The organism is Sulfurimonas lithotrophica, from assembly GCF_009258225.1.
Taxonomy (GTDB): domain Bacteria; phylum Campylobacterota; class Campylobacteria; order Campylobacterales; family Sulfurimonadaceae; genus Sulfurimonas; species Sulfurimonas lithotrophica.
In genome coordinates this window covers 1,522,755-1,546,214 of the sequence record NZ_CP043617.1, presented here as the reverse complement: position 1 = coordinate 1,546,214, position 23,460 = coordinate 1,522,755, and the positions used below count along the sequence as shown (strand labels likewise).

Below are 23,460 nucleotides of genomic sequence, written 5' to 3'. Positions count from 1 at the left end.
ACTATTTATTCAACGAACATTATATATAGATTAACTTGAAAATAGCTAAATAGAAGAAAACAGAAAAAATTATTTTAAATTATTTATTAGAAAATAGAAGGTGTAATGGAGAAAGAAAAAGCCTAAGGATTTCTAGACTTTTTTCCAAGTTTTACAAGTACGATACCGACAGCCGTTACAGCTAAGATAGCACCGATAGAGATAAATACAAAACTCATCTCTACAGGCTGTGTGAAATCAGGCATTAGGCTAAAACCTCGCTACATCTAGCACACGTTGCGTCTTCAGCTTCAGAGTTAAATTTCCAACAACGTGGACATTTGTGAGCTTCAGCTTTGTAGATGATAAACTCATCATCATCAACTTTAAAGCTTTCAAGTTCAGTCTGACCTTTTTCATTACTTACGCCTGAAACCACGAACCAGTCTTCAGCTTCAACACTCTCAAGTGCTAAAACTTTATCCGAGTTAGTGTATATTACAAGCTCTAAAGCAGATTTTATAGTTTTGTCTTTTTTAAGTGCATCTATCGCAGAACCAAAACCAAAACGAGCTTTTTTCATATACTCGCCATCAAAACTGCTTTCAACTTTTACCATCGGCTCATAAATAAAGTCAAAGATATCCTCAGCATCACCTTTAATGATAGCAGGAGCATTCTCAACTATCTCATCACAAGTGTAAGTAATGATAGGAGCCATTAGAGTAAGAAGCTGTTTAACTATCATAGCCATAGCACTTTGAGATGCACGTCTGTGAGTATCATTTTCACCGTCACAGTAAAGTCTGTCTTTAGTGATATCCATGTAGATACCGCTTAACTCGTTTGCGATGAAGTTGTTAAGTGTATTCATACCGTTTACATAGTTGTATTTGCTAAACGAAGTATGTACACTCTCAAACACATTACCGGCAACGCTTAGTATCCACTTATCAAGCTCACCCATATCTTCTACAGGTGTAAGCGTTTCAAGGTCGTTGATATTTGCAAGTAAAAATCTAAAAGTATTTCTTAGTTTACGGTAACTCTCGGCAGTCTGTTTTAAGATGCCATCTGAGATTTTTAAATCCCCTTGGTAGTCACTAGATGCTACCCATAGACGTAAAATCTCACTTCCGTATTGTTTTAACACTTTTTCAGGTGCTATAACATTACCTTTAGATTTACTCATCTTTTCACCTTTTTCATCAACAGTGAAACCGTGAGTTACAACAGCTTTGTACGGTGCTACATGCTCTATCGCAGCACTTAAGAACATAGAAGACTGGAACCAACCGCGGTGTTGGTCACTTCCTTCTACATAAAGGTCTGCTTGAAACTTACCTGCATCGTAGTTGCGAGACTTGATTACAGAGTACCAAGTTGAACCAGAATCAAACCATACGTCTAAAATATCGCTTACTTTTTCAACTTCATCAGCACTGTAACCGCTTCCGGGATATAGTAATTGTTCAGTCGGCATTGAGTACCATGCATCACTTCCGTGCATCTCAAATACCATAGCCGTAAAGTTTAGAACTTTCTCATCTAAAATAACTTCGCCTGTAGCTTTTACTCTAAAGAATGCTATTGGCACACCCCAATCACGCTGACGAGATATACACCAATCAGGTCTGTTCTCAACCATAGAGTTAAGTCTGTTTCTTCCGGTTTCAGGGAAAAATGACGTTTTTTCAACTTCACTTAAAGCTATATCGCGAAGAGTTTTGTCTTGTCCTTCAGGTTTGCCGTCAACCGAGATAAACCACTGCTTAGTAGCACGGAAAATCAATGGAGTATGACTTCTCCAACAGTGTGGATACGAGTGAGTAAATTTAGAGTCATATAAAAGTGCATCACCTAAAAGTTCTAAAATTCTATCGTTACATTTGAAAATCAGTTTACCCACAAACTCTTCAGGGTTTGGTAAAAGTCCATCACGAACTATAGTTTCATCATAGCATCCGGTCTCATCAACTGGCATTACAACTTCTAAATCATACTTAAGACCGACACGGTAATCATCCTCACCGTGACCAGGTGCAGTGTGAACACCACCCGTACCGCTGTCCATCATTACATGATCGCCTAAAACAACTTTAGATGTACGTCCGTTTAACGGATTTGTAGCTACTTGGTTCTCAAGTGCTGATTGTTCCACTTCCTGAGCTATCTCACCTTTAACTACGCCTAACTCTAATAGTGACTCGTAAAGTGCCTGTGCTACGATATAACCATCAGTAGTTAAAACGTATTTTTCTTCAGGGTGTAAAGATATACCGGTATTTGCAGGAAGTGTCCAAGGAGTCGTAGTCCATATAACAAGTGCGGCTTTACCAACTAGACCTGCTTTAGCTTTGGCTTCATCACTTAACTCAAATGCTACATAGATAGAGTGTGACTCTTTGTCTTCATATTCAACTTCTGCTTCAGCTAAAGCTGTACGCTCAGCCCATGACCAATATACAGGTTTGCTACGCTCAACTAAAAGACCTTTTTTAGCTACGTTACAAAGTGTACGGTAGATGTTTGCTTCGAACTTATAGTCCATTGTTACATATGGGTTTTCCCAGTCGGCAATAATCCCCAGTTTTTTAAACTCATCTTTTTGAATATCTACAAATTTTGCTGCGTGTTCGCGACAAAGTTCACGAACTTTTGAAACTTCCAGTTGTTCTTTTTTAGCTTTACCGCCAAGTTTTTTCTCAACTTGCTGTTCTATCGGTAAACCGTGACAATCCCAACCCGGAGTAAAACGAACACTTTTACCGTTAAAATAGTTATATTTGACAATGATATCTTTTAGAGTTTTGTTTAGTGCATGACCGATATGTGTATGACCGTTTGCATACGGAGGTCCGTCATGAAATGTAAAGCTGTCCGCATCTTTACGTTTTGCTTTCATTTTTTCGTAAACTTTTTTATCATCCCAAGAAGCATAACGCTTTGGTTCGTTTTCAATCAAGTTTCCACGCATAGCAAAGCTAGTCGTTGGTAATAGTAGTGTTTCTTTGTAGTCCATTTCTGCCTCAAAAATTAAGAGTTTTATATATTAAAATTTTGCGATTATATCTTTTTCTTGATTAAAAAGCTCTTTAAAGTGTTATAATACTCCCAAATGTTGTTAATTGTGGAGTTTGAAAACTATGAAATTACATCTCATATTTGTCGGAAATAAATTTATTTATAACAATTCTTTAAAAGAGTATGTTCAAAGAAGCATATCAAAGAGTTTTGATTTTATAGATAATATAACTTTTTTTAAAGAGAGCGACAATACGCTTTTTTTACATCTGGATGCTTTGTTAAACACAGATTTAAAACTTATAATAGTTACTTCAAAACAAAATTTTTCAACTATCGGTAAAGTAATATGTACAATAACCGAAGATAATCAAGTTCTAAAAGACACAATGTTGATACCATCGGAATCTTACGTATATGAAAAAGGAAGTTACCTTTTAGAGTATAAACAAAGTACAATAAACGTTATTCATGTCGATGAGATGCAAAAATTTCCTAAACTGTTGTTGGAGTCAGATAATTCAAAAGAGGTATTGAATATCTTTGAAGAGGATGAAGAGAGTTTACGGGCTATTTTAAATCCTATGGCTCAAACTTATGATCTGCGTTTAGATATCTTTACTTTGGTCGAGGGATGGATACAGGTAAATATTACAAGTAAAAAATACGGTGAGATATCAAAGTTTATAAAATCTGCAAAACAGCTTTTGCCTTCAAAAATAATCCAAACAGAAGATATGGCTACATATATAATCCAAAAACTTACACATTATAATAAAAAAATAACTTTTGCAGAGAGTTGTACAGGTGGTTTGTTGTCTTATTATTTTACCTCAAAAAACGGCGCTTCAAATATACTTGATGGTGCATTAGTTACATACTCAAATGAGATAAAAGCAAATTGGCTTGCAGTGGAAGAGAGTACATTAGAAGAGTACGGGGCTGTTAGTGCCCCTGTGGTAAAAGAGATGGCTGAGGGTGCTATAAATGTAAGTGAAGCAGACTACGCACTCTCAATAAGCGGAATAGCAGGTGATACTGGCGGAACTGTAGAGAAGCCTGTAGGTACGGTTTTTATAGGTATAAAAAACAATAAAGCATCATTAGAGATGCACTTACAACTAAGCGGTGATAGAAACTATGTACAAAATCAAAGTGTACTGTATGCAGTTAAGTTATTGCTTCTGAGTGATAAAGATATATTTTTTGAAATTTAGCAAAAAAACTCTTGACAATAAAAAATGATTTGTCTATAATTTCGACCTCTAAACAGATAGAGGATATAAACGTCTTGTTAGCTCAGTTGGTAGAGCACGTCACTTTTAATGATGTGGCCTCAGGTTCGAATCCTGAACAGGACACCATTTTATAAATTAGCGGTGGTAGTTCAGTTGGTTAGAATACCTGCCTGTCACGCAGGGGGTCGCGAGTTCGAGTCTCGTCCACCGCGCCATTTTTTGCGTTATACTGCGTCAAAGATTTTCTCACATACTTTAAGTATGCTACGAAAACTTTTTCTTGTCTAACACAAAAACAGTAGATTTTAAAATTTTTTATTTTTGTTTTGTTTGAGGCGGGTTTTTGAGTGAAAGAGGAACATAGTAATTCTATGTGACGATTGAACGAAAAGTTCCAACGAAGAAAAAAACAAAAAGAATTATTTTAGGGCGCTTAGCTCAGTTGGTAGAGCGCTACCCTTACAAGGTAGATGTCACTGGTTCGAGTCCAGTAGTGCCCACCATTTTTAAAAACAAATAGTAAAAGCGGTGGTAGTTCAGTTGGTTAGAATACCTGCCTGTCACGCAGGGGGTCGCGAGTTCGAGTCTCGTCCACCGCGCCATATTTGACAAACCTTTTGTTTGCTAAAAAAAGTGACCCTTTCGTCTAGTGGCCAAGGACACTATCACTTCATGGTAGTAACAGAGGTTCAAATCCTTTAGGGGTCGCCATTACGGTGTTTACAAAAATTAGATGGGCGCTTAGCTCAGTTGGTAGAGCGCTACCCTTACAAGGTAGATGTCACTGGTTCGAGTCCAGTAGTGCCCACCATCTATAAAAATCCTACAAACTACATTTTAAAAAATCAAAACTATTTTTTATAAAAAGCTTTTAGTCCCTCTAGCATCGTACATATCTTTATATTGAAAAGTAATCAGATTTTGCATAATCGCAAAAAGAATCAAAAAGTTTAAAAAGCTACTCCCCCCATAACTAAACATAGGTAATGGAACTCCGACAACAGGGGCATATCCTATAGTCATGGATATATTTACACCCATATATACAAATATCATAAACGATATGGCTATGGTTACCACTTTTATATAATAATCTGAATTAAATATACTAAGACTAAGCAGATGCAATATAAGTAGCACATAAACAAGTATAATACCAAGTGCTCCCAAAAATCCGGTACGTTCAACTAAAAAAGCAAATATAAAATCACTTGTAGCTATGGGCAAAAACTTCATTTGAGTTTGGGTAGCTTCCTCTTTGCTTTTTCCGCTTAATCCGCCTGAACCGATTGCTATTATGGATTGTTGGACGTGGTAGGAAGGTTTTTCACTGATGAAATCTTTTATACGTGTCTTTTGATAATCATGCAGACCGAATTTATATACTAAGGGTGAAAGCAATAATATCCCAGAGACAATAACCGCCCATATTTTCCAGTTCACCCCAATAAAAAACAAAGTACCGTAGCCGATAATAAGAAGTACCAGTGCCGTACCTAAATCAGGCTCTTTTACAATCAAGATAAATGGAAGTAAGATATAAGCACTTAATATAAGAAACTCTTTTATTTGATAGCCATCACGTGGGGGCGGTGTTTTATTGATTAGATATGCAAGCATAAGAATTAGGGCGGGTTTTACAAACTCTGATGGTTGGATAGTAGCATTTATAAAAGGGAGTTCAAGCCATCTTTGAGCACCCATTCCCCTAGTTGTTCCAAAAAACTCTACAGCAAGCAACAATAAGATATTAATCCAATAAATCAGGGGAATAAGCCAACTCATTCTTCTAATAGGCAAAAGAAAAACAATAATAAAAACAATTGCAGCTACACCGACGTATGCAATCTGTTTTTGGGCAAGTGCAGGGACGGCTTCATTTATCAACCAGTTAGAAGTTAGAACCAATGGTATGATAAGAATAATAGAAATGAAATCAAATTGTGCTAAAATATGCTTATCAATTCTCCACAAACTACACTACTCCATATTTTTATATAGAATTGTAACACAAAAGGCGAATAAAAAGGTATATTGATGGATAACACGCAAAGTTATATTTGTAACGATTCTGAACGTTTAGATGTTTTTTTGGCTGAAAAACTAGCACAAAGTCGTTCACAAGTTGCACAACTAATTAAAAAAGAGTGTGTATATGTTAATAATAAAGCAGTATCCAGAGCAGGTATAAAACTCAAAGAAAATCAGATTATAAGAATTGAATTTCCGGAACTAAAAGAGGAAAAACCGTTAGAGATAGACTTTAGTGTAGAGGTCTTATATGAAGATAATGAGCTATTGGTTATAAACAAGCCCAGCGGTTTAACGGTGCATCCCGCACCAAGTGTTAAAGAAGCTACACTTGTTGATTGGCTTAAACATAAAGGCATCAGACTCTCTACTATAAGCGGTGAAGAGCGTCATGGGATAGTGCATCGTTTGGATAAAGGAACAAGCGGTGTAATGGTTGTTGCAAAAAACAATGAAGCCCATCAAGCTTTAAGCGAACAACTTCAAGATAAAAGTATGGGTCGTTTCTATCTTGCTGTAATAGAACCGCCTTTAAAAGATGATATAACGTTTATAGAAGCCCCAATAAAAAGAAGTTCTAACAACCGTTTAAAAATGGCTTGTGAAGCAGGCGGTAAAGATGCTAAAACAGCATTTAAACAACTAATGCTCAGTGATGATGAAAAATATCAGCTTATAGCCTGCAAACTCTTTACGGGCAGGACTCATCAGATACGTGTGCATCTTGAGACAAAGAGCCGTCATATAGTTGGTGATCACTTGTATGGTACGACAAAAAAAGATGATAAATCGGAACGAATTTTGCTCCATGCATACGAGTTACATTTTATACATCCAAAAACAAATAAGATGGTTTCATTTGTAGCTCCGATTGAGCAAAAAATGAAAAAATTTATAGATAAAAAATTTGATACGGAGCAAATAAATGAAGTTATTAAACCTCAGTTCATTATTGACAGTTTTAACAATCCTAATCCTTAGCGGTTGTACGGTTAAACCTAAACCAAAAGAAGAAGCGGTAATAGATTCATCTTTGCCAAAAGTAGTATTAACAAAAACAGCTACCAAATCTAGTATGAAATCTATAGCACTTGAATGGAAGAGAATAAACGATAAAAGAGTTAAAGGCATATATATTTTTAGAGAGTCTTTAGATGAAAACCTTTCTCAACAAGATTCTTATTATGAAACCATTAACAACAGATTTTCAACTCACTTTCTTGATACAAACGTAAAACCTTCTAAAAGATACAACTATTACTTTGTAACGTACAGTGATAAGGCTCAAGGTGAGAGAAGTGAAGTTTATCAAGCTGCAACAAAACCTGTTTTAGAATCTGTTACATGGATATATGCCGCTAACAATATGCCAAGAAGTGCAAAAATAATATGGCGTCCCCATACAAACAAACTTGTTCGTGCATATGAAATTCAAAGAAAAACACTCGATGAGACAAAATGGGAAACTGTAGCTAGAGTAGATGGTCGTTTAAGTGCAGAATATATAGATTTAGATTTAAAAGACAGTTATACATACCAGTATAATGTTCGCGCACTTACCTATAACGGAATTACGTCTAAAGCCAGTGAAATTGTAAAGTCTATAACAAAAGATTTACCTCTGGAGATTACAAATATAAAAGCCAGCAATAATTTGGCGAAAAAAATAATAATATCATGGAATAAATCAAATCAAGAAGATTTTTCACATTATAATCTTTATAGATCAAGTGAAATAGACGGTGGGTACGAGTTAATAGCCAAATTGGTAAATAATCGTTTTGAAGATGTTATTGAAAAAGACGGTGCAAAATATTTTTACAGAGTCGGTGCAGTGGACAAAGATGGGTTAGAATCTATTCATGACAGACATTCCGTTCAAGGTGTAAGCCTTTCAAAACCGCTTCCTCCTGCGGTTGTAGATGCAAGCTTGATAAATAACAAAGTTATTCTTAAATGGAAAAAGAATGACCCAAGAGCAGTAAGTTATACGGTCAGAAAAACTTATAAAAAAGGACTTTTCGATAAAGTTGTAGATGAGTTTAAAGATATAAATAACAATACATTTCAAGATTTAGACATAAGTCCTAAAACAACTTATTATTATCAAGTTATTTCAGTAGATAAAAACTCAATAGAATCAGAACCGAGTATAGAAGTGATAATAGAGACTAAAGATATAAAATAAAGAAGAAAAAAATATATGCCACACCTACACATAGAAAAATTTAATAAATTGGAACTGCCGTATGAAAAAAACGGTGTTTCTTTTAATTTTTTTGCGCAAAATACAAAACACGATGATGAAATGCTTATCTCAACTACCGTTGAAGATGAGGATTTCTTTTTACTTTTAAAAGACGATGAAAATAAAACACTTTTAAAAACTGATAAATTAACACGCCCTGCATCCACTCAAAAAGTACATAATGCACTGCTTACATATGCCAAAGAAGCAAACTTGAAAGTAATTAGTTCAAATGTACATACAAGTGCTAAAAATATACACTTGGAAAAAATTACTGCTTTAAAAAAAATAGAGTATTTTGCAGATAAATTTCCTGATGCAAAAAATGTAGCCATAGAGGTTGGATTTGGTTCGGGAAGGCATCTACTGCATCAAGCTAAAAACAATCCGAATACTTTATATATCGGTATCGAGATACACCGTCCTTCAATTGAGCAGGTATTGAAGCAGATTAATATTCAAGAATTAGACAATTTGCTTGTATTAGACTATGATGCAAGGCTGTTTATGGAACTGATTCCTTCAAATAGAGTAGGGCAGATATTTGTACATTTCCCTGTTCCTTGGGATAAAAAACCTCATAGACGCGTAATATCTACCTCTTTTATAGAAGAAGCTAGACGTGTATTAAAAGTCGGCGGTACATTAGAGCTTCGAACAGACAGTGAAAACTATTATGCATACTCTTACGAGACTTTTATAAATTTTCCTAAAATAGAATTAAATATAAGAAAAAACTCCGATATTGAAGTAAGTTCCAAGTATGAAGACAGATGGAAAAGGATGGAGAAAAACATCTATGACGTAACAATGCTCAACGATTTAGAATCCGAACAGTTTTGTATAGATGGTGATTTTAAGTTTAGCGAGTATAATAATGCAAATAATAAAAAGTTATTAGACTTAGGTGGAGTTACAAAAAGATTTGAGGGCGGTTTTATACATTTTGAAAGAACTTACATATTGGAAAAAGGAATTATGTTAAGGGTATCTATGGGGAGTTATGATAGACCGGAGCATTTATATATTCTTATAAGTGCTAATGAGATAAACTATTATCCATCGATGCCTTTGAAGTCAAGAAGTAATATAAGAGCGCATAAAATTTTAAACGAGGTTTTAAATGGATAAAGTGATTCTTGCTAAAGATGTTTCACTAAGTTATGATTCAAGTCAGACAATTATTAAACAAGCAAACTTTAGCATTGAGTCTGGAAGTTTTGTTTTTGTAACAGGTGCCAGCGGTAGCGGTAAATCAACGCTTCTAAAATCTCTGTACGGTGCGATAAAACCAAAACACGGTTCTTTAATCGTAGGCGGAGTTGAATTAAGCACTGTCTCTAAAAGTAAACTCAATTTTTTAAGACGTCATCTTGGGATAGTTTTTCAAGATTATAAACTTGTAAAAGAGTGGACTATAGAGAAAAATATCACCATGCCTCTACTGATAAACGGTTATGAAAAAGAGGTGACTTTAAATCAAACGGAATCGCTTTTAAAACATGTGCGTCTAAAGCATCAGGCGGGAAAGTACCCGCTTGAACTAAGCGGGGGTGAGCAACAGCGTGTAGCGATGGCAAGAGCTTTGTCCCATAACCCGATACTGATACTTGCCGATGAGCCAACAGGTAACCTTGACGAATATTCATCTCAACTTATTTGGAATCTTTTAGAGGGTGCAAATACTCAACTTAAAACTACTGTAGTTGTCGTTACCCACCATATACCTTCAACTTTAAACGTTGACTATAAACACTATCATATAGAATATGGAGAGATTATTGAAATCAGTTAAAAATCATCTATCACTTATTGTTGCACTAATGAGTATCTTATTTTCAATTCAAGTGTTTATAATAGTTGAACGCTCCATAGATGCATATAAAGAAAACTTGGCAAAAAATTACTCTGTTGTAGTCGTGAGCGAAAAACATATATCACAAAGTGAGTTTTTATCAATAGACGGCTTGATAAAAAAAGCCAAAGAGTTATCTCCAGACAGTGTAATAAAACGTTTAAATACAGGGATGAGCGAAAAAAATATAGACCTTTTAAGATTAACACTCCCTAAATTTTATAAATTATACTTGACTAAATTTCCTAGTCCAAAAGAGATTAAAACTCTCAGAAAAAATCTTTTTTTAAACGAATCTATAACTAAAATAGAAGATTTTTCAAATAACCATGATATTACCTATAAACTGCTTGTTCTTTTTAAAGGCGTTATATCGGTATTTGCCGTAGTCGTATCCATAGTTACTATGTTGTTGATAGTGAAAGAGCTTAGAATATGGCAGTTTAAGCATTCTGAGAGAATGAATATAATGGGCTTGTTCGGAGCACCGACATGGCTTCGTTCAGCCGTGCTTTTCAGACTTTCAATAGTAGATGCAATAATATCGAGTATATTAATATTTTTACTCTTTTTATATCTCTCTACAAATAAATTTGTTTTAGAACAGTTTCAAAATATAAATATAAATATAGTGATATTCGACAGAGTAAACGATTTTCTTTTACTGCTGGGTGTATCATTGGCATTATCCGTGTTGTTAGCCACTATGATTGTTTTAGGTCATAAAGAAGAAGTATGATTAAAACAATATTTGTTTTACTTTTAGTTTTTTTATCTTTAAATGCAAAAGATAATATAGATGCAAAAATAGACAAAACATCTAAAAAAATAAAAAACTTTTCAAAAACATATAGCTCTATTAATAGAAAAATGGCTAATAATGCAAAAAAAATATTAAGACAAGAAAGAGAGATATATAACCAACAGAAATATTTGAAAAAATTAAAAGAGGAATTAAGTTTAAAAGAACAAAGTTATCAAAACGATACAATTGAGCTTTTAAAACTAAAAAAAGAACAAAAATTTCTTCAAAAATCACAAACGGAAATAGAACATGAACTTGTATTTACAATAGCTAAAAGTGTCTCTTTAAGTGTAATATTGGAAGAAAACGAAGCTAGTGGAGAAAATGCACTTATAGAGATAGAAGTTCTAAAATCTATGCTTAAAAAAACAAAAGCCAAAGCAAAAGAACTTAATGAACAATTTTATGAAAACTCAAAAATTATAGCTGCAAAAAAAGAACATGTAGATAGATTAGAAAATGAAATAGGTAAAATCGATAAAAAACAAAAACAACTATTACAAGCCCAAACAAAAAATAAAAAATCTTTAATAGCGTTGCAAAGATCCGAAAAAGAGTATAAAAAAGAATTAAAATCATTGTTAAAAAAGCAAGATACGCTTAAGCAAACACTCTCAGAACTAAAAATCGTTAAGTTAGATGCCATAAAAAAAGCAAAAGAAGATGAGCGAAGACGTAGGGCTTTTGCCGCGAAAAAAGATCAAAAAGATCTACCAAAAGTTAAAAAGCCGGGTAGTTCCTATCAAAAAGTTAAAACTATAAAATACACGGGACCTAAAACTATAACTCCTATATATCCATATACGATTACAAAAAAATACGGAACATATACGGATCCTATTTACGGTATTAAAATCTTTAACGAATCAATCTCAATGATGCCAAAAAGTAAAAATACCAAAGTAAAAACAGTATTTAACGGGAAAGTTATATATGCCGATAAAACGGCAGTTCTTGACAATATAGTTATTGTTGAGCATAAAAACGGACTACATACTATATATGCCAATTTATCACAAATATCTCCAAATATTAAAAAAGGAAAAAAGATTAAAAAAGGATATACAATAGGACGTGTAAATGATGAATTGATATTTGAAGTTACTCAAAAATCATACCACATAAATCCTATAAGACTTTTCGAATAGAACATAAAATTTCTTTATGATATAATTATTACAAACATCAAAAGGGGTGGTTTTTGTGGATTATCAAAGAGATTTAAATAACAGCAGAAATAATCAGATGTATTATAACCAGCTTAAAAGAGAAGATGCCGCGAAACGTAAACGCAGGAAAAAAAAGTCTTTTGCCTCTAAAGAGATAGAAATAAATGAAATGGTATGGGCACCGGAAGGATATGAAGGTATATTCTTATTTATTTATATTCTCACAATACCTTATATAACAGGTGCTATATTTTTATTTTTTGCGGTAGCACAGGCTGATTTTGATAGTTTTATAAAACTAAATATGACAGCTTTTTTTATCGTATGGGCTATAGGATATGAGATAGTAGCTACAATTTTACTTGTATCAATTTTTATAATGTTTTTAAAATATGACGACTCAAAATAGGAGCTTGGAAACTAAGCTTAATATTCTTTTGGTATACTTTCAAAAAAATTATTGAGAGTAATAAATGAACTTTATTCAGACACGCGGAATTGATCCGGCTTACCCAAGTACGGTTACTTTTTCAGAAGCTATTCTTAGCCCTATCGCATCTTACGGCGGGCTTTACGTACCTGAAAATTTACCTAATTTAGGTTTAGAATTTTTAAATAAACACTTAGGTTCATCATATAAAGATTTAGCATTTGATTTATTAAAAAAATTTGAAATAGATATAGATGCAAATGTTATTTTAGAAGCATTGGATTTATACGATAATTTTGATAATAAAAATAATCCAGTACCTGTAGTAAAAGTAAAAGACAATCTTTATGTAAGTGAACTTTACCATGGTCCTACGCGTGCTTTTAAAGATATGGCTCTTCAACCTTTTGGAAGAATATTATCCTCTGTTGCTCAAAAAAAGAATGAAAACTATTTAATACTTGCCGCTACAAGCGGAGATACGGGTCCTGCAGCATTGGAGACTTTTAAAAATCAAAAAAATATACAGATGGTATGTATATATCCGGCAAACGGTACAAGTGACGTACAACGTCTTCAGATGGTTACAGAAGATGCAAAGAACTTGAAAGTCATAGGTATAAACGGAAACTTCGACGATGCTCAGGCTGCATTAAAATCTCTTTTGGCATCTAAGAGTTTTAATGATACTCTAAAAGAGAAAAATATCTCTCTATCAGCTGCAAATTCGGTAAACTTCGGACGTATAATCTTTCAAATAATTTACCATATACACTCTTATTTGGAACTTGTTCGTCATAATGCTATAGAGATGGGCGAAAAAATCTATATAAATGTGCCAAGTGGAAACTTTGGAAATATTTTAGGTGCTTTTTATGCAAAAGAGATGGGGCTTCCTGTAGAAAAATTGGTAGTATCTTCAAATAAAAACAACATACTTACCCGTTTTATCAAAACAGGTGTTTATGATATTAAAGATGATGAACTTATACTAACAACTTCTCCTGCTATGGATATTTTAAAATCATCAAATGTCGAGAGAGTTTTATTTAGCCTTTACGGTGCAGATAGGACTAAAGAGTTGATGAGTGATTTGGACAATAACTCTAAGTATGAACTTACAAAAGACGAGTTGGAAAAACTTCAAGAGATTTTTATAGCGGATTTCTGTGATGATGAAGAAGGCAAACACTACATCAAGTCTGTATTTGATGAAGGATATTTGATGGATCCGCATACTGCTACGTGTCTTAAAGCATATGAGACAGTGTGTGACCCTAAAATCAAGTCTATAGTATATTCAACTGCTGAGTGGACTAAATTTTCACCCGTAATTGCCAATGCTCTTACAGGAGAAATAGATACTCGTGATTTGGATGCACTGTCTTCAATATCAAGAGAAGCAAAAGTTGAAATTCCACAGATGATAAAAGACTTATTTACAAAAGAGGTAACTCAAAAAACAGTTATAGAAAAAACAGATATAGAAAAAAGTATATTAAACTTTCTATAACTTAATCAATCGCTTAAAAGTTCAGGTTCTGCTTTACCGTAGTAGAAACCCTGAGCATAATCTACTCCTAAAGATTCTACTTTATCATTTATCTCTTTTGAACTTACAAATTCAGCTATAGTTTTCATATTTGATTTTTGAGCAAAATTAACTATAGATTTCACAACTTCTGCCGTTCTCTCATCCTCTAAAATATGTTTAATAATAGATCCGTCAATTTTTATATAATCAGCTTGAAGAGAGATTAGGTAATCATAGTTTGAGTATCCGCTTCCAAAGTCGTCTATTGCTACTTTTGCGCCTTGCTTCTTAAATTTTCTTATAGTTTTGGCAATAAAATCACTGTCTTCAATCTCTTCAGATTCTACTATTTCTAAAACTAAACGATTTAACACGTTATGTTTAATAGCATAATCAAATATAAAGTTCATTAACTCCTCGTTCATAAGATCTTCAATACTCAAGTTTATAGAAAATTCAGCTTCACAATGAGAAAACTTATCTATTGATTTTTCTACGATTTTATATGTGAGTTCGGGATAAAGTTTTGTTTTTTTTGCTACGTCTAAATATGCTCCTGGGAAAACTACTTCATCATCTTCTATAAGTCTCATTAGAGATTCGTATTTTTCAACCTTTTTAGTACGGTAGTTGTAAATAGGTTGGAAAAAAGGTCTTATATTGTCATCTGAGAGTGCTTTGTAAAGTTTTTCAACCCATAATATATTTTGTTTGTATTTTTCTATATTATTCATTGAAGCATCATATGTTTTAACCCTTGTTTTTTTCTGCTTGGCTTCACTGAGTGCAATATCTGCATAAGTAAAAATATTTTCACTTCCGCTTGCTATTCCACAGGTGTATGTCAGTATTATATTTATATTATTTACATGATATGGCTTTATACCGACTATATTGATAAAGTCAGTTATATCATTTAGCATCTCTTGTTCATTTTCTTTGCTTGTATAAACGGCAAAGACATCAGCTTGAACTCTAAATATAGTATATACGTCATCATTTAAAAAGTTAAATATTCTGTCTCCCAGTTCTTTGATTATATTATCGCCGGTATCGTGCCCTTGGGTGTCATTTATCTCTTTAAACCTGTCTATATTTATAAGACATAGTACACCTTTTTTATTTTTAGAGATTAGTTTAATCAAACTAACTCTATTGCCAAGACCCGTAAGTGAATCTGTACTAAAAACACTTTTTAGTTTTGTTCTGTTTTCAATCAGTTCACTTACGTCTGTAGCCGCCGATATATACTCTATAATATCCCCATCGGCATTTTTAATAGGTAAGATGGTTGTATTGTTAAAATAACTGTTGCCGTTTTTATTTTTATTTTTAATTAAACCTTTCCAAACTTTCCCACGTTTAATTCTTTTCCAAAGAGATCTAAATTGACTTTTAGGTGATTCGGGATGTCGAATAATATTATGTTTTTTACCGATAATTTCATCTTTTGAATATCCGCTGATTTTAGAAAAGCTACTGTTTACATATGTAATAAAACCGTCTGTATCAGTTTTAGATACAACGGCACTTTTATCAAGAATCAATTTATACTGCTTTAACATATTCATTTGTTCTTTACGCGACGCCTCTATTTTAGAGATTTTTTTTGATACAAATAAAGCAGATAAAATACTTAAGATTATTAATATGCCAATCAAAATAAGGTTTTCTTTTAAATTTTCATACAATGAGCTTTTGATTAGTTCTTTTTCATCTTTAAGCATCTCTCTTAGTTCTGTTAAATAAAAACCTGAACCTATAATCATGTTCCAATCTTTTATTAGATGGACATAAGATGTTTTTTCGTCATCTATATTTATATCTTCAGGTCTGTTCCAAATATAACTAATATAACCATGACCTTTTTCTTTTACCAATTTTTCAATATTTTGAAAAAGGTATTGATTGTCATGCGTTATGAAGTTTTTCATATTGCGTCCGATAAGTTCCTTATTTGGATGTAGCAACATAATATGATTTAAATCGTGAATCCAAAAATATCCATAATCTCCATCTCCAAAACGGTCTTTTTCCAACTCGCTAAAAATAATTTGTTGGATATCTTTTTGTAGTTTTTTATTAGATGTTTTCTGATTTTCTAAAAGTATTTTCTTTAAATTGTTTATTCTGTTTACGACTCTTAGAACTTCATCCTTGACAAGTTTTTTATTTTTTTCAATATAATGTTTTTCTTGTTGTTTAACTTTATATTCATAGTATTTGTCAGTATTTTTTATGGAAAAAAAGCCTATAACTATACTAAAAGTCAGAGCTGTTATAAGTATATTTAGAAAACTTATTTTTGAAAGTGATAATTCAGGTAGTTTAAAATTCATAATACTCCCCTTTAAATCTGTTTTAAGTGATTGTATAACATTAACTATTAAAAACAGTATAAATTTTTTTAATAGTTTAAAATTATTTGGTTTTTGAGACTAACACCCCTCCAAGTATAATTAAAGCAATACCGCAAAATGTCAAAATATCGGGAAAAGTATCGCCTAACATATATCCAAAACCAATTGCAAAAGGGATGTTTGTATAACTTATGACACCGATAATACTTGCTTTTGATGCTGAATAAGCTTTTGTTAGCAGCCACTGAGACAATGTAGATATAAAAGCCATAAATCCAATAAGCAACCATATATTTAAACTTTTAGGGAGAATAAACTCAGGAAACAAAAACTCTAAAGAAGCAGGTGCATCTATATATGGAGATATACTAAATAAAACAGCGGGAAACACACTGCCGATAACGACAAAAGAGAGTACTATAACCCTTGAATCATACAAATCTTTTATTTTTTTAATGGTTGCGTATGCAGTGGCTGCAAAGAATCCGCCGAGTATTCCTAAAAAATGCTCATATGATATACTCATGCCAAAAGGTTTAGTAATAAAAACAATCCCTAAAAAACCTATTAAAAGTGCTAAAATTGAACGTTTTGATAGATGCTCGTGTAAAAAGTAATAAGCTAAAATAGATACGAATAAAGGTGATGTTTTGTTTAGTGTGATAGCCTCCCCGAGAGGAATAGTAGTAATAGTATAAAAAAAGAGTATCATAGCTACAAAACCTAAAAAACCGCGTAAAAACAACATATGTATTTTTCCGCCGACGAGTTTGTGAGGTTTTATACGAAGAGCCCAAAGAATAAGTACTATACCTATCATATTTCTAAAAAAAACGATTTCTAATGCACTTAAATCGTCTGAAAGAATTTTTGTTATAGCTCCGTTAAGTGCAGATATTAATGCACTTAGCAGCATAAATAATATGCCGCTGTCTATATTTTTTAAAGAATGTTTGTATATTATGATAACTCTACTGCTTTTTTGTAAGCTTTATTTATAGCATCTATACATGCACTTCTAACATTTCCGTCTTCTAATGCACCGTAACCTGCTGCCGTAGTACCGCCGGGACTCATGACACCGTCTTTTAAAAGTGCAGGGTGTATCTCTTGAATAAGTTTACCAAAACCACCGAATAGTCCACGCATAATCGCCATAGCATCGTCACGTTTTAGTCCTTGTTTTACCGCACCGTCTGCCAAAGCTTCGGCTATAAGTGCTAAGTATGCGGGACCGCTTCCTGCAAGAGCTGTTGCAATATCAAGTTCTTTTTCACTTGCTAACCATCTCGTAGGACCGATTGCACCTAATAGTTCTTGGGCTTCTTTTTTATATTCCTCATCACCTGTAAGTGTAGTCATAGATTCACCTACGGACGCGGCTAGGTTTGGCATACATCTTACTACACCCTCGGGATTTAGATTATCACGTAGTTTTTTAATCGTAGTTCCGGCAAGTACCGAAAAAACGACTCTTGCTTTTCCTTCTAATCTTTCAGATACACATTCTACATTTGCAGGTTTTACACAAAATATAATTGTTTTATTTGAGATATCAAAATTATCCATAAGATGTTTTTGTACTTTTACACCTAATTCTTCTTCAAATTTATTTAGTTTTTCTATATTTCTTCCTACTACTTCTATATCATAGTTGTTTTTTAAACCTTTGGCAATACTAAGAGCCATATTTCCGTTACCGATAAATGTTACAAGTTTATTCATAAAAATCCTTTGCTTCAATGAAGTTTAACTAAGATAAAGATACAATCAGCTTAGCTTTTATTCATAAAAGTATAACCTAATTTAGGAACATTTTTAATGAAAAGAATAGTAATCAAAGTCGGAAGTGCTGTTTTAACTCAGGATAACGAGATAGCTAAAGAGAGAATGCTCAATCTTGTAAATCTAATAGCAAAGCTTAGAAAAAAATATGAAGTAATTCTTGTATCATCGGGAGCGGTTGCAGCCGGATATTCGGCATTAAGAATTGACAAATCAAAACAAATAAGTAAAAAAGCAATAGCAGCGGCAGGTCAGCCGATACTTATGTCAAGTTACAAAAAAAAGTTTGATATCTTTGCCATAGATACTGCACAAATACTTTTAACCGAAGATGATTTTGACTCAAGAAAAAGAACAAAGATTTTTCAAGAGATCATAAATACTCATCTTGAAAATAGAATATTGCCGATTGTAAATGAAAACGATATCAGTTCAACTCCCGAGCAGCTTTTTGGAGATAATGACCAACTATCTGCAAATGTTGCTCATGCAGTAGATGCAGACTTTTTAATCGTACTTAGCGATATTGACGGATATTACGATAAAAACCCTTCAGAACATAAAGATGCAAAGCTTTATAAAGTTCTTACAGAATTGCCTGAAGGTGCTTTAGAAGATAAAGCTACGCCAAATAATCCTTTTGCGACAGGTGGAATTGTCACAAAACTAAAAGCGGCGGATTTCTTAATGAAACGCGGTAAAAAGATGCTTTTGACAAACGGATTTAATCTAAGCGCGGCAGAGTCGTTTTTATTGGAGAAAAAACACACATTGGGTACTTTGTTTGCACCCAAGAAAAAAGAAGAGGAGTAAAAAGATGGAAAAGTTTCTAGCAAAAGCAAAAAGTTCAAGCAGAGTTTTAAATGCACTAAGCGGCAGTGATAAAAATAGAATCCTAAAAGAGATGGCAGATGCTCTTAGAAGCAATACCATGAATCTAATTGAAGCAAATGCACTTGATATGGCTGATGGAGAGAAAAATAACTTATCATCTGCTTTAATGGATAGACTTCTTTTGGATGAAGCACGTATTGAAGGGATGGCTGTAGCAGTAGAAGAGATAGCCGCACTTAAAGACCCGGTAGGACGCATACTTGACGGTTGGGTGACAGAAGATGGATTAAATATGCAAAAAGTATCTATACCTATCGGAGTAATAGGTATTATCTATGAGTCTCGACCAAACGTTACAAGTGATACCGCAGCTCTATGTTTTAAGAGTTCAAACGTATGTATATTAAAAGGCGGTAAAGAGGCTCAAAACTCTAACAAAGCTATTGCAGATGTTCTCCAAGCTGTTTTAGAGAGAAATAATTTACCAAAAGAGATGATATCTTTAATTCCGGATGCATCTCGTGAGGGTGTTGATAAACTTATAAAGATGGATAAATATGTTGATTTAATCATTCCTCGCGGTGGGGAAGGTCTTATTAAACATGTAAGTGCAAACGCTACGGTAAGTGTAGTTAAACACGATAAGGGACAGTGCCATACATATATAGATAGAGATGCAAAACTTGATAATGCAATAGCTATAGCTATAAATGCCAAGTGTCAAAGACCGGGTGTATGTAATGCTATGGAGACTTTGCTTGTTGACAGTGCTATAGCAAAAGATGCCCTTCCTAAAATAAAAAGTGCATTTGATGAATACCATACAGAGTTAAAAGGTTGTGTAGAAACTCAGGCTATCATCGATGTTGAAAATGCAACGGAAGAGGATTTTGATACCGAATACTTGGCTAATATTTTAAATATAAAAGTAGTTGACGGGGTAGAAGGTGCGATAGAACATATTGTGCGTTTTACATCTGGACACTCAGAAGCTATTATAACTGAAAACATTACATCGGCTGAGTTGTTTTTAAACTCTATAGATGCAGCGGCACTTTATGTAAATGCTTCAACAAGATTTACCGACGGCGGTGCTTTTGGTTTTGGTGCAGAGGTTGGAATATCTACAAACAAACTTCATGCCCGTGGACCTATGGGAATTGAAGGATTAACTACCTATAAATTCAAAATATACGGAAGCGGTCAGACAAGAGGCTAAGAGATATAATCTCTTATTTCTTGTTGTAACACCTCAAAATGTTTTGAATACTCTTCAAATATTTTTTGATATTGTTCATCTTCAGGATTTTGCAGGGACTGCATTAATTCTTTTAAAAGTTCTTGAGTATTTTTAGCCCCTATATTAGCAATAACTCCTGAAACATCAATTAACAGTCTATGCACGGACTCTAAATCTTTATTGTTCAAAGACTCTTGAATCTTTTGTGTAGAGTTTTCATAATTTTTCAAAAAGTCATTTAATATCTCTTTGTAAAAACTCTCATCTCCTCCGCAAACTTCAAGACCCGTTTCAGCATCCAGCTCTTTTTTTGACAGCTTGGTTTGAGCTTGTTTTTCATTTTTATGGGAATATGCATATAAAATATCGTATAAAGAATCCATTTTTAACGGCTTTTCAAGGTTTTCTTGCATCCCGACTTCACGCATTTTTGCAATGTCGTCAGCCGCTATATCACCACTTAGAGCTATAACTGTAATATGTGAATATTTAGGATTGGAGCGTATTATTTTTGTTGCTTCAAATCCATCCATATTAGGCATATGTACATCCATTAAAATAATGCTGTATGCATCATCTTCTTCTAAATGGTTTATAACTTCTTGACCGTCATCTACAACTTTTAACTCTATGCCTGATTCAGCTAAAAGACCTTTTACGACTTTTTGATTAATTAAATTATCTTCTGCTATGATAATTCTGATGCCTTCAAACTCTTTAAAAGATTCTTTAGAGATTTTATTGTGTTTAGGAACTTCCTGTTTTTTTACGGATGAAGTAGGATAGCGCAGTTGAGGAACTTCTTCCATGATTTGAGAGTCTTCAGGTAGTTCATAAACAGGTTCCTCTTGAATAATATTTTGTTCCTCTTTTAAGTCATCAAAATCATCTTCTATAACAATATCTTCAAGAGTTTCTTGTTCCTGAAATTCTTTATATAATTCTTTATCTATAAATTCTTTTTTATGTCTATTTCTAATTATAAATATATAAATAACAAGTAATATTAATATAGCAATAAAAGCGATTATTTCAATTAAATAGGTCTGAACAAAGTTTTCTTGAGCAACTTGCGGCTGTGATACAGGTTTGTAAAGCTTCTTTTGCTGTTTTTCTTCTACTTCTACTTTTTTATTTTCTTTTTGTGTCAGAGACTTTTTTTCAACATCCAAAGCTTTTATGAGAGCAGGTGTTACTTCTTCTACAATAACGCTTTGATCTTTTTTGACAATATCTTGTTGTTTAACTTTTTTGGGCTCAACTGTTATAGCTTCTACTTCAGGTGAAATTTTTAATATATATGCATCTTCAAACTTTGTTTGTTTTATCGTATTTAAAGCAGACGTCTGTATCTTTTTATCTGTAAAGGGTTCTAAAGTTACAATAAAATATTTTCCGTCTTTTTTAACTACACTTTTAATATTATTCTCTTCTAAAAAAGTTTTAAAATCCAAATCTTTATTTATTGTCTCGTTAAGCTCATTTTTTATATTGTACGCACTTTGTTTTTTTGAAAAAGTACCTATCACTATTTGATTTTTCGCAGAAAGAAAAGTTGTTAAAAGAATTGAGATTAATAAGATATATTTCATAAAGTGTCCTTTGTTTTTTGTATAATACAATATGTTAAATTAATTAGACTTAATTTCAAAAAATGATTTATTAAGATGTGTTAAATAATCTTTAGTATAATCATCAAAAAATAAAGAGTATTCAGTAGTGTCAGAAATTCCGCATATTCCAGTTTTATATAGAGAAGTATTAGATGTAGCAAAAAATATAGGTAAAGGTATAATTGTGGATTGTACAATGGGTTACGGCGGACACTCGTCTATGATGCTTGAAGATAATCCAAACGTAAGACTGATCGGAATAGACCAAGATGCTACCGCGATTGAATTCTCTACAAATAGATTAGAACCTTTTAAAGACAGGGTTGATATTAAAAAAGGTCGTTTTTCAAATATTATAAAAGATATTGTAAAAGAGTACGATATTGAAAATATAAAATTGGTATTGGCGGATATCGGAGTAAGTTCACTTCAGCTTGACCAAAAAGAGAGAGGTTTTTCATACGAGAGCGACAACCTTGATATGCGTATGGATAAAGATGCACCGCTAAGTGCCGGTGAAGTTGTCAACAACTATTCAAAATTTGAGCTTGAAAATATACTGCGTGAATACGGAGAACTTAGAAACTATAAAAAAATAGCAGATGTTATTGTAAAAAATAGACCGTTTAACTCTGCAAAAGAGCTTAGTGAATGTGTAAAGCCTTTTATGCCTCGCGGAAAAAAAATACATCCTGCTACACTTTTGATGCAGGCTATACGTATAGAAGTTAATGATGAACTCGGGGAGTTAAAAGCTTTATTAGACACTATAAAAGAAGCAAGGCTTCCAAATGCAAAAATAGCAATAATATCGTTTCATTCACTAGAAGATAGAATAGTTAAACAAACTTTTGCAACTTGGGCAAAGTCTTGCATCTGTGACCCACAAGCTATGAGGTGCACCTGTGGGAATAACCATGCACTAGGTAAAATTTTGACTAAAAAACCTATAACTGCCGCAGAAGACGAACTAAAACAAAACCCTAGAAGCCGTAGTGCTAAACTTAGGGTTTTTCAAATGGATATAAAATGAGTTCAAAAGATTTACTCTTAGATGAAGTAGGTAAAGTACTTGCACCTTTAAAAAAACTAGATGTGAGTTATCTTTTTTATACGATAATCATACTTGTTTTTACCTTGATAATTTTATTTCCAAAAATATATATAACCCAACAAATATACTTTAAAAGCAGAGAGATATCAAAGCTAAAAGCAGAATATGACACCCTAAAAGAGGAAAATAAAGTGATAGGTGCTTCCGTTGAAGAGATAAAGTATAAAAACCAAGTAATAGATACGATTTTTTAAAGGTTTA

General features: G+C 33.1%; 20 protein-coding genes and 6 tRNA genes. 19 read left to right on the top strand and 7 right to left on the bottom strand.

Going from position 1 to position 23,460, the window contains the following annotated elements; all coding sequences use genetic code 11:
- Positions 1–122 precede the first annotated feature (122 nt).
- Both FJR48_RS12470 and ileS read right to left on the bottom strand, forming a co-directional pair.
- Entirely contained in the window at positions 123–245 is a 123-nt protein-coding gene (locus FJR48_RS12470; RefSeq protein WP_277872373.1) for a hypothetical protein, read from the bottom strand.
- Positions 245–3,001 (bottom strand): isoleucine--tRNA ligase, encoded by a 2,757-nt coding sequence (gene ileS / locus FJR48_RS07760; protein WP_152307577.1) that lies wholly within the window; start codon positions 2,999–3,001, stop codon positions 245–247. The genes FJR48_RS12470 and ileS overlap by 1 nt, the downstream gene beginning before the upstream one ends.
- Positions 3,002–3,125: 124 nt before the next feature.
- On the opposite strand from ileS, the gene FJR48_RS07755 reads away from it, so the two are divergent.
- The 7 genes from FJR48_RS07755 to FJR48_RS07725 all read left to right on the top strand — a co-directional run bounded on the left by FJR48_RS07755 (position 3,126) and on the right by FJR48_RS07725 (position 5,052).
- Positions 3,126–4,220 carry a CinA family protein gene (locus FJR48_RS07755; protein WP_152307576.1) on the top strand — a complete coding sequence of 365 codons (1,095 nt, stop codon included), beginning with the start codon at positions 3,126–3,128 and terminating at the stop codon, positions 4,218–4,220.
- 71 nt (positions 4,221–4,291) lie between these two features.
- A tRNA-Lys gene (locus FJR48_RS07750) sits at positions 4,292–4,367 on the top strand.
- 12 nt (positions 4,368–4,379) lie between these two features.
- Positions 4,380–4,456, top strand: a tRNA-Asp gene (locus FJR48_RS07745).
- Between the two features lie 212 nt (positions 4,457–4,668).
- Positions 4,669–4,744, top strand: a tRNA-Val gene (locus FJR48_RS07740).
- Between the two features lie 22 nt (positions 4,745–4,766).
- Positions 4,767–4,843, top strand: a tRNA-Asp gene (locus FJR48_RS07735).
- A 33-nt stretch (positions 4,844–4,876) separates the two neighbouring features.
- Positions 4,877–4,952: transfer RNA gene (locus FJR48_RS07730), tRNA-Glu, on the top strand.
- Between the two features lie 24 nt (positions 4,953–4,976).
- Positions 4,977–5,052, top strand: a tRNA-Val gene (locus FJR48_RS07725).
- Between the two features lie 47 nt (positions 5,053–5,099).
- Here FJR48_RS07725 and FJR48_RS07720 read toward each other — a convergent pair.
- A complete protein-coding gene (locus FJR48_RS07720; RefSeq protein WP_152307575.1) occupies positions 5,100–6,215 on the bottom strand; it encodes an FtsW/RodA/SpoVE family cell cycle protein in 1,116 nt (371 codons plus the stop codon).
- Positions 6,216–6,278: 63 nt separating this feature from the next.
- On the opposite strand from FJR48_RS07720, the gene FJR48_RS07715 reads away from it, so the two are divergent.
- The 8 genes from FJR48_RS07715 to thrC all read left to right on the top strand — a co-directional run bounded on the left by FJR48_RS07715 (position 6,279) and on the right by thrC (position 14,292).
- Positions 6,279–7,253 (top strand): RluA family pseudouridine synthase, encoded by a 975-nt coding sequence (locus FJR48_RS07715; RefSeq protein ID WP_152307574.1) that lies wholly within the window; start codon positions 6,279–6,281, stop codon positions 7,251–7,253.
- The gene (locus tag FJR48_RS07710) at positions 7,198–8,460 is read left to right on the top strand and encodes a fibronectin type III domain-containing protein (RefSeq protein ID WP_152307573.1); all 1,263 of its coding nucleotides are present in this window, start codon (positions 7,198–7,200) and stop codon (positions 8,458–8,460) included. The genes FJR48_RS07715 and FJR48_RS07710 overlap by 56 nt, the downstream gene beginning before the upstream one ends.
- Before the next feature lie 15 nt (positions 8,461–8,475).
- Positions 8,476–9,651: a tRNA (guanosine(46)-N7)-methyltransferase TrmB gene (trmB, locus tag FJR48_RS07705; protein ID WP_152307572.1), complete on the top strand. Its 1,176-nt coding sequence runs from the start codon at positions 8,476–8,478 to the stop codon at positions 9,649–9,651.
- Positions 9,644–10,315, top strand: a complete 672-nt coding sequence (locus FJR48_RS07700; RefSeq protein WP_152307571.1) for a cell division ATP-binding protein FtsE — start codon at positions 9,644–9,646, stop codon at positions 10,313–10,315. Before trmB ends, FJR48_RS07700 begins: the two co-directional genes overlap by 8 nt.
- On the top strand, positions 10,302–11,114 hold the full coding sequence (locus FJR48_RS07695) for a cell division protein FtsX (RefSeq protein ID WP_152307570.1): 813 nt from the start codon (positions 10,302–10,304) through the stop codon (positions 11,112–11,114). The genes FJR48_RS07700 and FJR48_RS07695 overlap by 14 nt, the downstream gene beginning before the upstream one ends.
- Positions 11,111–12,328, top strand: coding sequence for a murein hydrolase activator EnvC family protein (locus FJR48_RS07690; RefSeq protein ID WP_152307569.1), 1,218 nt, complete (start codon positions 11,111–11,113; stop codon positions 12,326–12,328). Before FJR48_RS07695 ends, FJR48_RS07690 begins: the two co-directional genes overlap by 4 nt.
- A 55-nt stretch (positions 12,329–12,383) precedes the next feature.
- Positions 12,384–12,758 (top strand): hypothetical protein, encoded by a 375-nt coding sequence (locus FJR48_RS07685; protein ID WP_241856036.1) that lies wholly within the window; start codon positions 12,384–12,386, stop codon positions 12,756–12,758.
- Positions 12,759–12,822: 64 nt separating this feature from the next.
- Positions 12,823–14,292 carry a threonine synthase gene (thrC, locus tag FJR48_RS07680; protein ID WP_152307568.1) on the top strand — a complete coding sequence of 490 codons (1,470 nt, stop codon included), beginning with the start codon at positions 12,823–12,825 and terminating at the stop codon, positions 14,290–14,292.
- A gap of 5 nt (positions 14,293–14,297) precedes the next feature.
- Here the strand turns inward: thrC and FJR48_RS07675 are convergent, their stop codons facing one another.
- The 3 genes from FJR48_RS07675 to FJR48_RS07665 all read right to left on the bottom strand — a co-directional run bounded on the left by FJR48_RS07675 (position 14,298) and on the right by FJR48_RS07665 (position 18,398).
- On the bottom strand, positions 14,298–16,652 hold the full coding sequence (locus FJR48_RS07675; RefSeq protein ID WP_152307567.1) for an EAL domain-containing protein: 2,355 nt from the start codon (positions 16,650–16,652) through the stop codon (positions 14,298–14,300).
- A gap of 82 nt (positions 16,653–16,734) precedes the next feature.
- A complete protein-coding gene (locus FJR48_RS07670) occupies positions 16,735–17,610 on the bottom strand; it encodes a DMT family transporter (protein WP_277872386.1) in 876 nt (291 codons plus the stop codon).
- A 23-nt stretch (positions 17,611–17,633) separates the two neighbouring features.
- On the bottom strand, positions 17,634–18,398 hold the full coding sequence (locus tag FJR48_RS07665) for a pyrroline-5-carboxylate reductase (protein ID WP_152307565.1): 765 nt from the start codon (positions 18,396–18,398) through the stop codon (positions 17,634–17,636).
- Positions 18,399–18,494: 96 nt separating this feature from the next.
- Between FJR48_RS07665 and proB the strand changes: the two genes are divergently transcribed.
- Positions 18,495–19,271, top strand: coding sequence for a glutamate 5-kinase (gene proB, locus FJR48_RS07660; protein WP_152307564.1), 777 nt, complete (start codon positions 18,495–18,497; stop codon positions 19,269–19,271).
- A gap of 4 nt (positions 19,272–19,275) precedes the next feature.
- Positions 19,276–20,511 carry a glutamate-5-semialdehyde dehydrogenase gene (locus FJR48_RS07655; RefSeq protein ID WP_152307563.1) on the top strand — a complete coding sequence of 412 codons (1,236 nt, stop codon included), beginning with the start codon at positions 19,276–19,278 and terminating at the stop codon, positions 20,509–20,511.
- On the opposite strand, the gene FJR48_RS07650 is transcribed toward FJR48_RS07655, so the two are convergent.
- Complete coding sequence (locus tag FJR48_RS07650; RefSeq protein ID WP_152307562.1) at positions 20,508–22,124, bottom strand: response regulator; 1,617 nt, start codon at positions 22,122–22,124, stop codon at positions 20,508–20,510. The two genes, FJR48_RS07655 and FJR48_RS07650, sit on opposite strands and share 4 nt — an antisense overlap.
- A gap of 127 nt (positions 22,125–22,251) precedes the next feature.
- Here FJR48_RS07650 and rsmH point away from each other — a divergent pair, with 127 nt between their 5' ends.
- Both rsmH and FJR48_RS07640 read left to right on the top strand, forming a co-directional pair.
- Positions 22,252–23,178 (top strand): 16S rRNA (cytosine(1402)-N(4))-methyltransferase RsmH, encoded by a 927-nt coding sequence (rsmH, locus tag FJR48_RS07645; protein ID WP_152307561.1) that lies wholly within the window; start codon positions 22,252–22,254, stop codon positions 23,176–23,178.
- A complete protein-coding gene (locus FJR48_RS07640; RefSeq protein WP_152307560.1) occupies positions 23,175–23,453 on the top strand; it encodes a hypothetical protein in 279 nt (92 codons plus the stop codon). The genes rsmH and FJR48_RS07640 overlap by 4 nt, the downstream gene beginning before the upstream one ends.
- Positions 23,454–23,460: the final 7 nt, after the last annotated feature.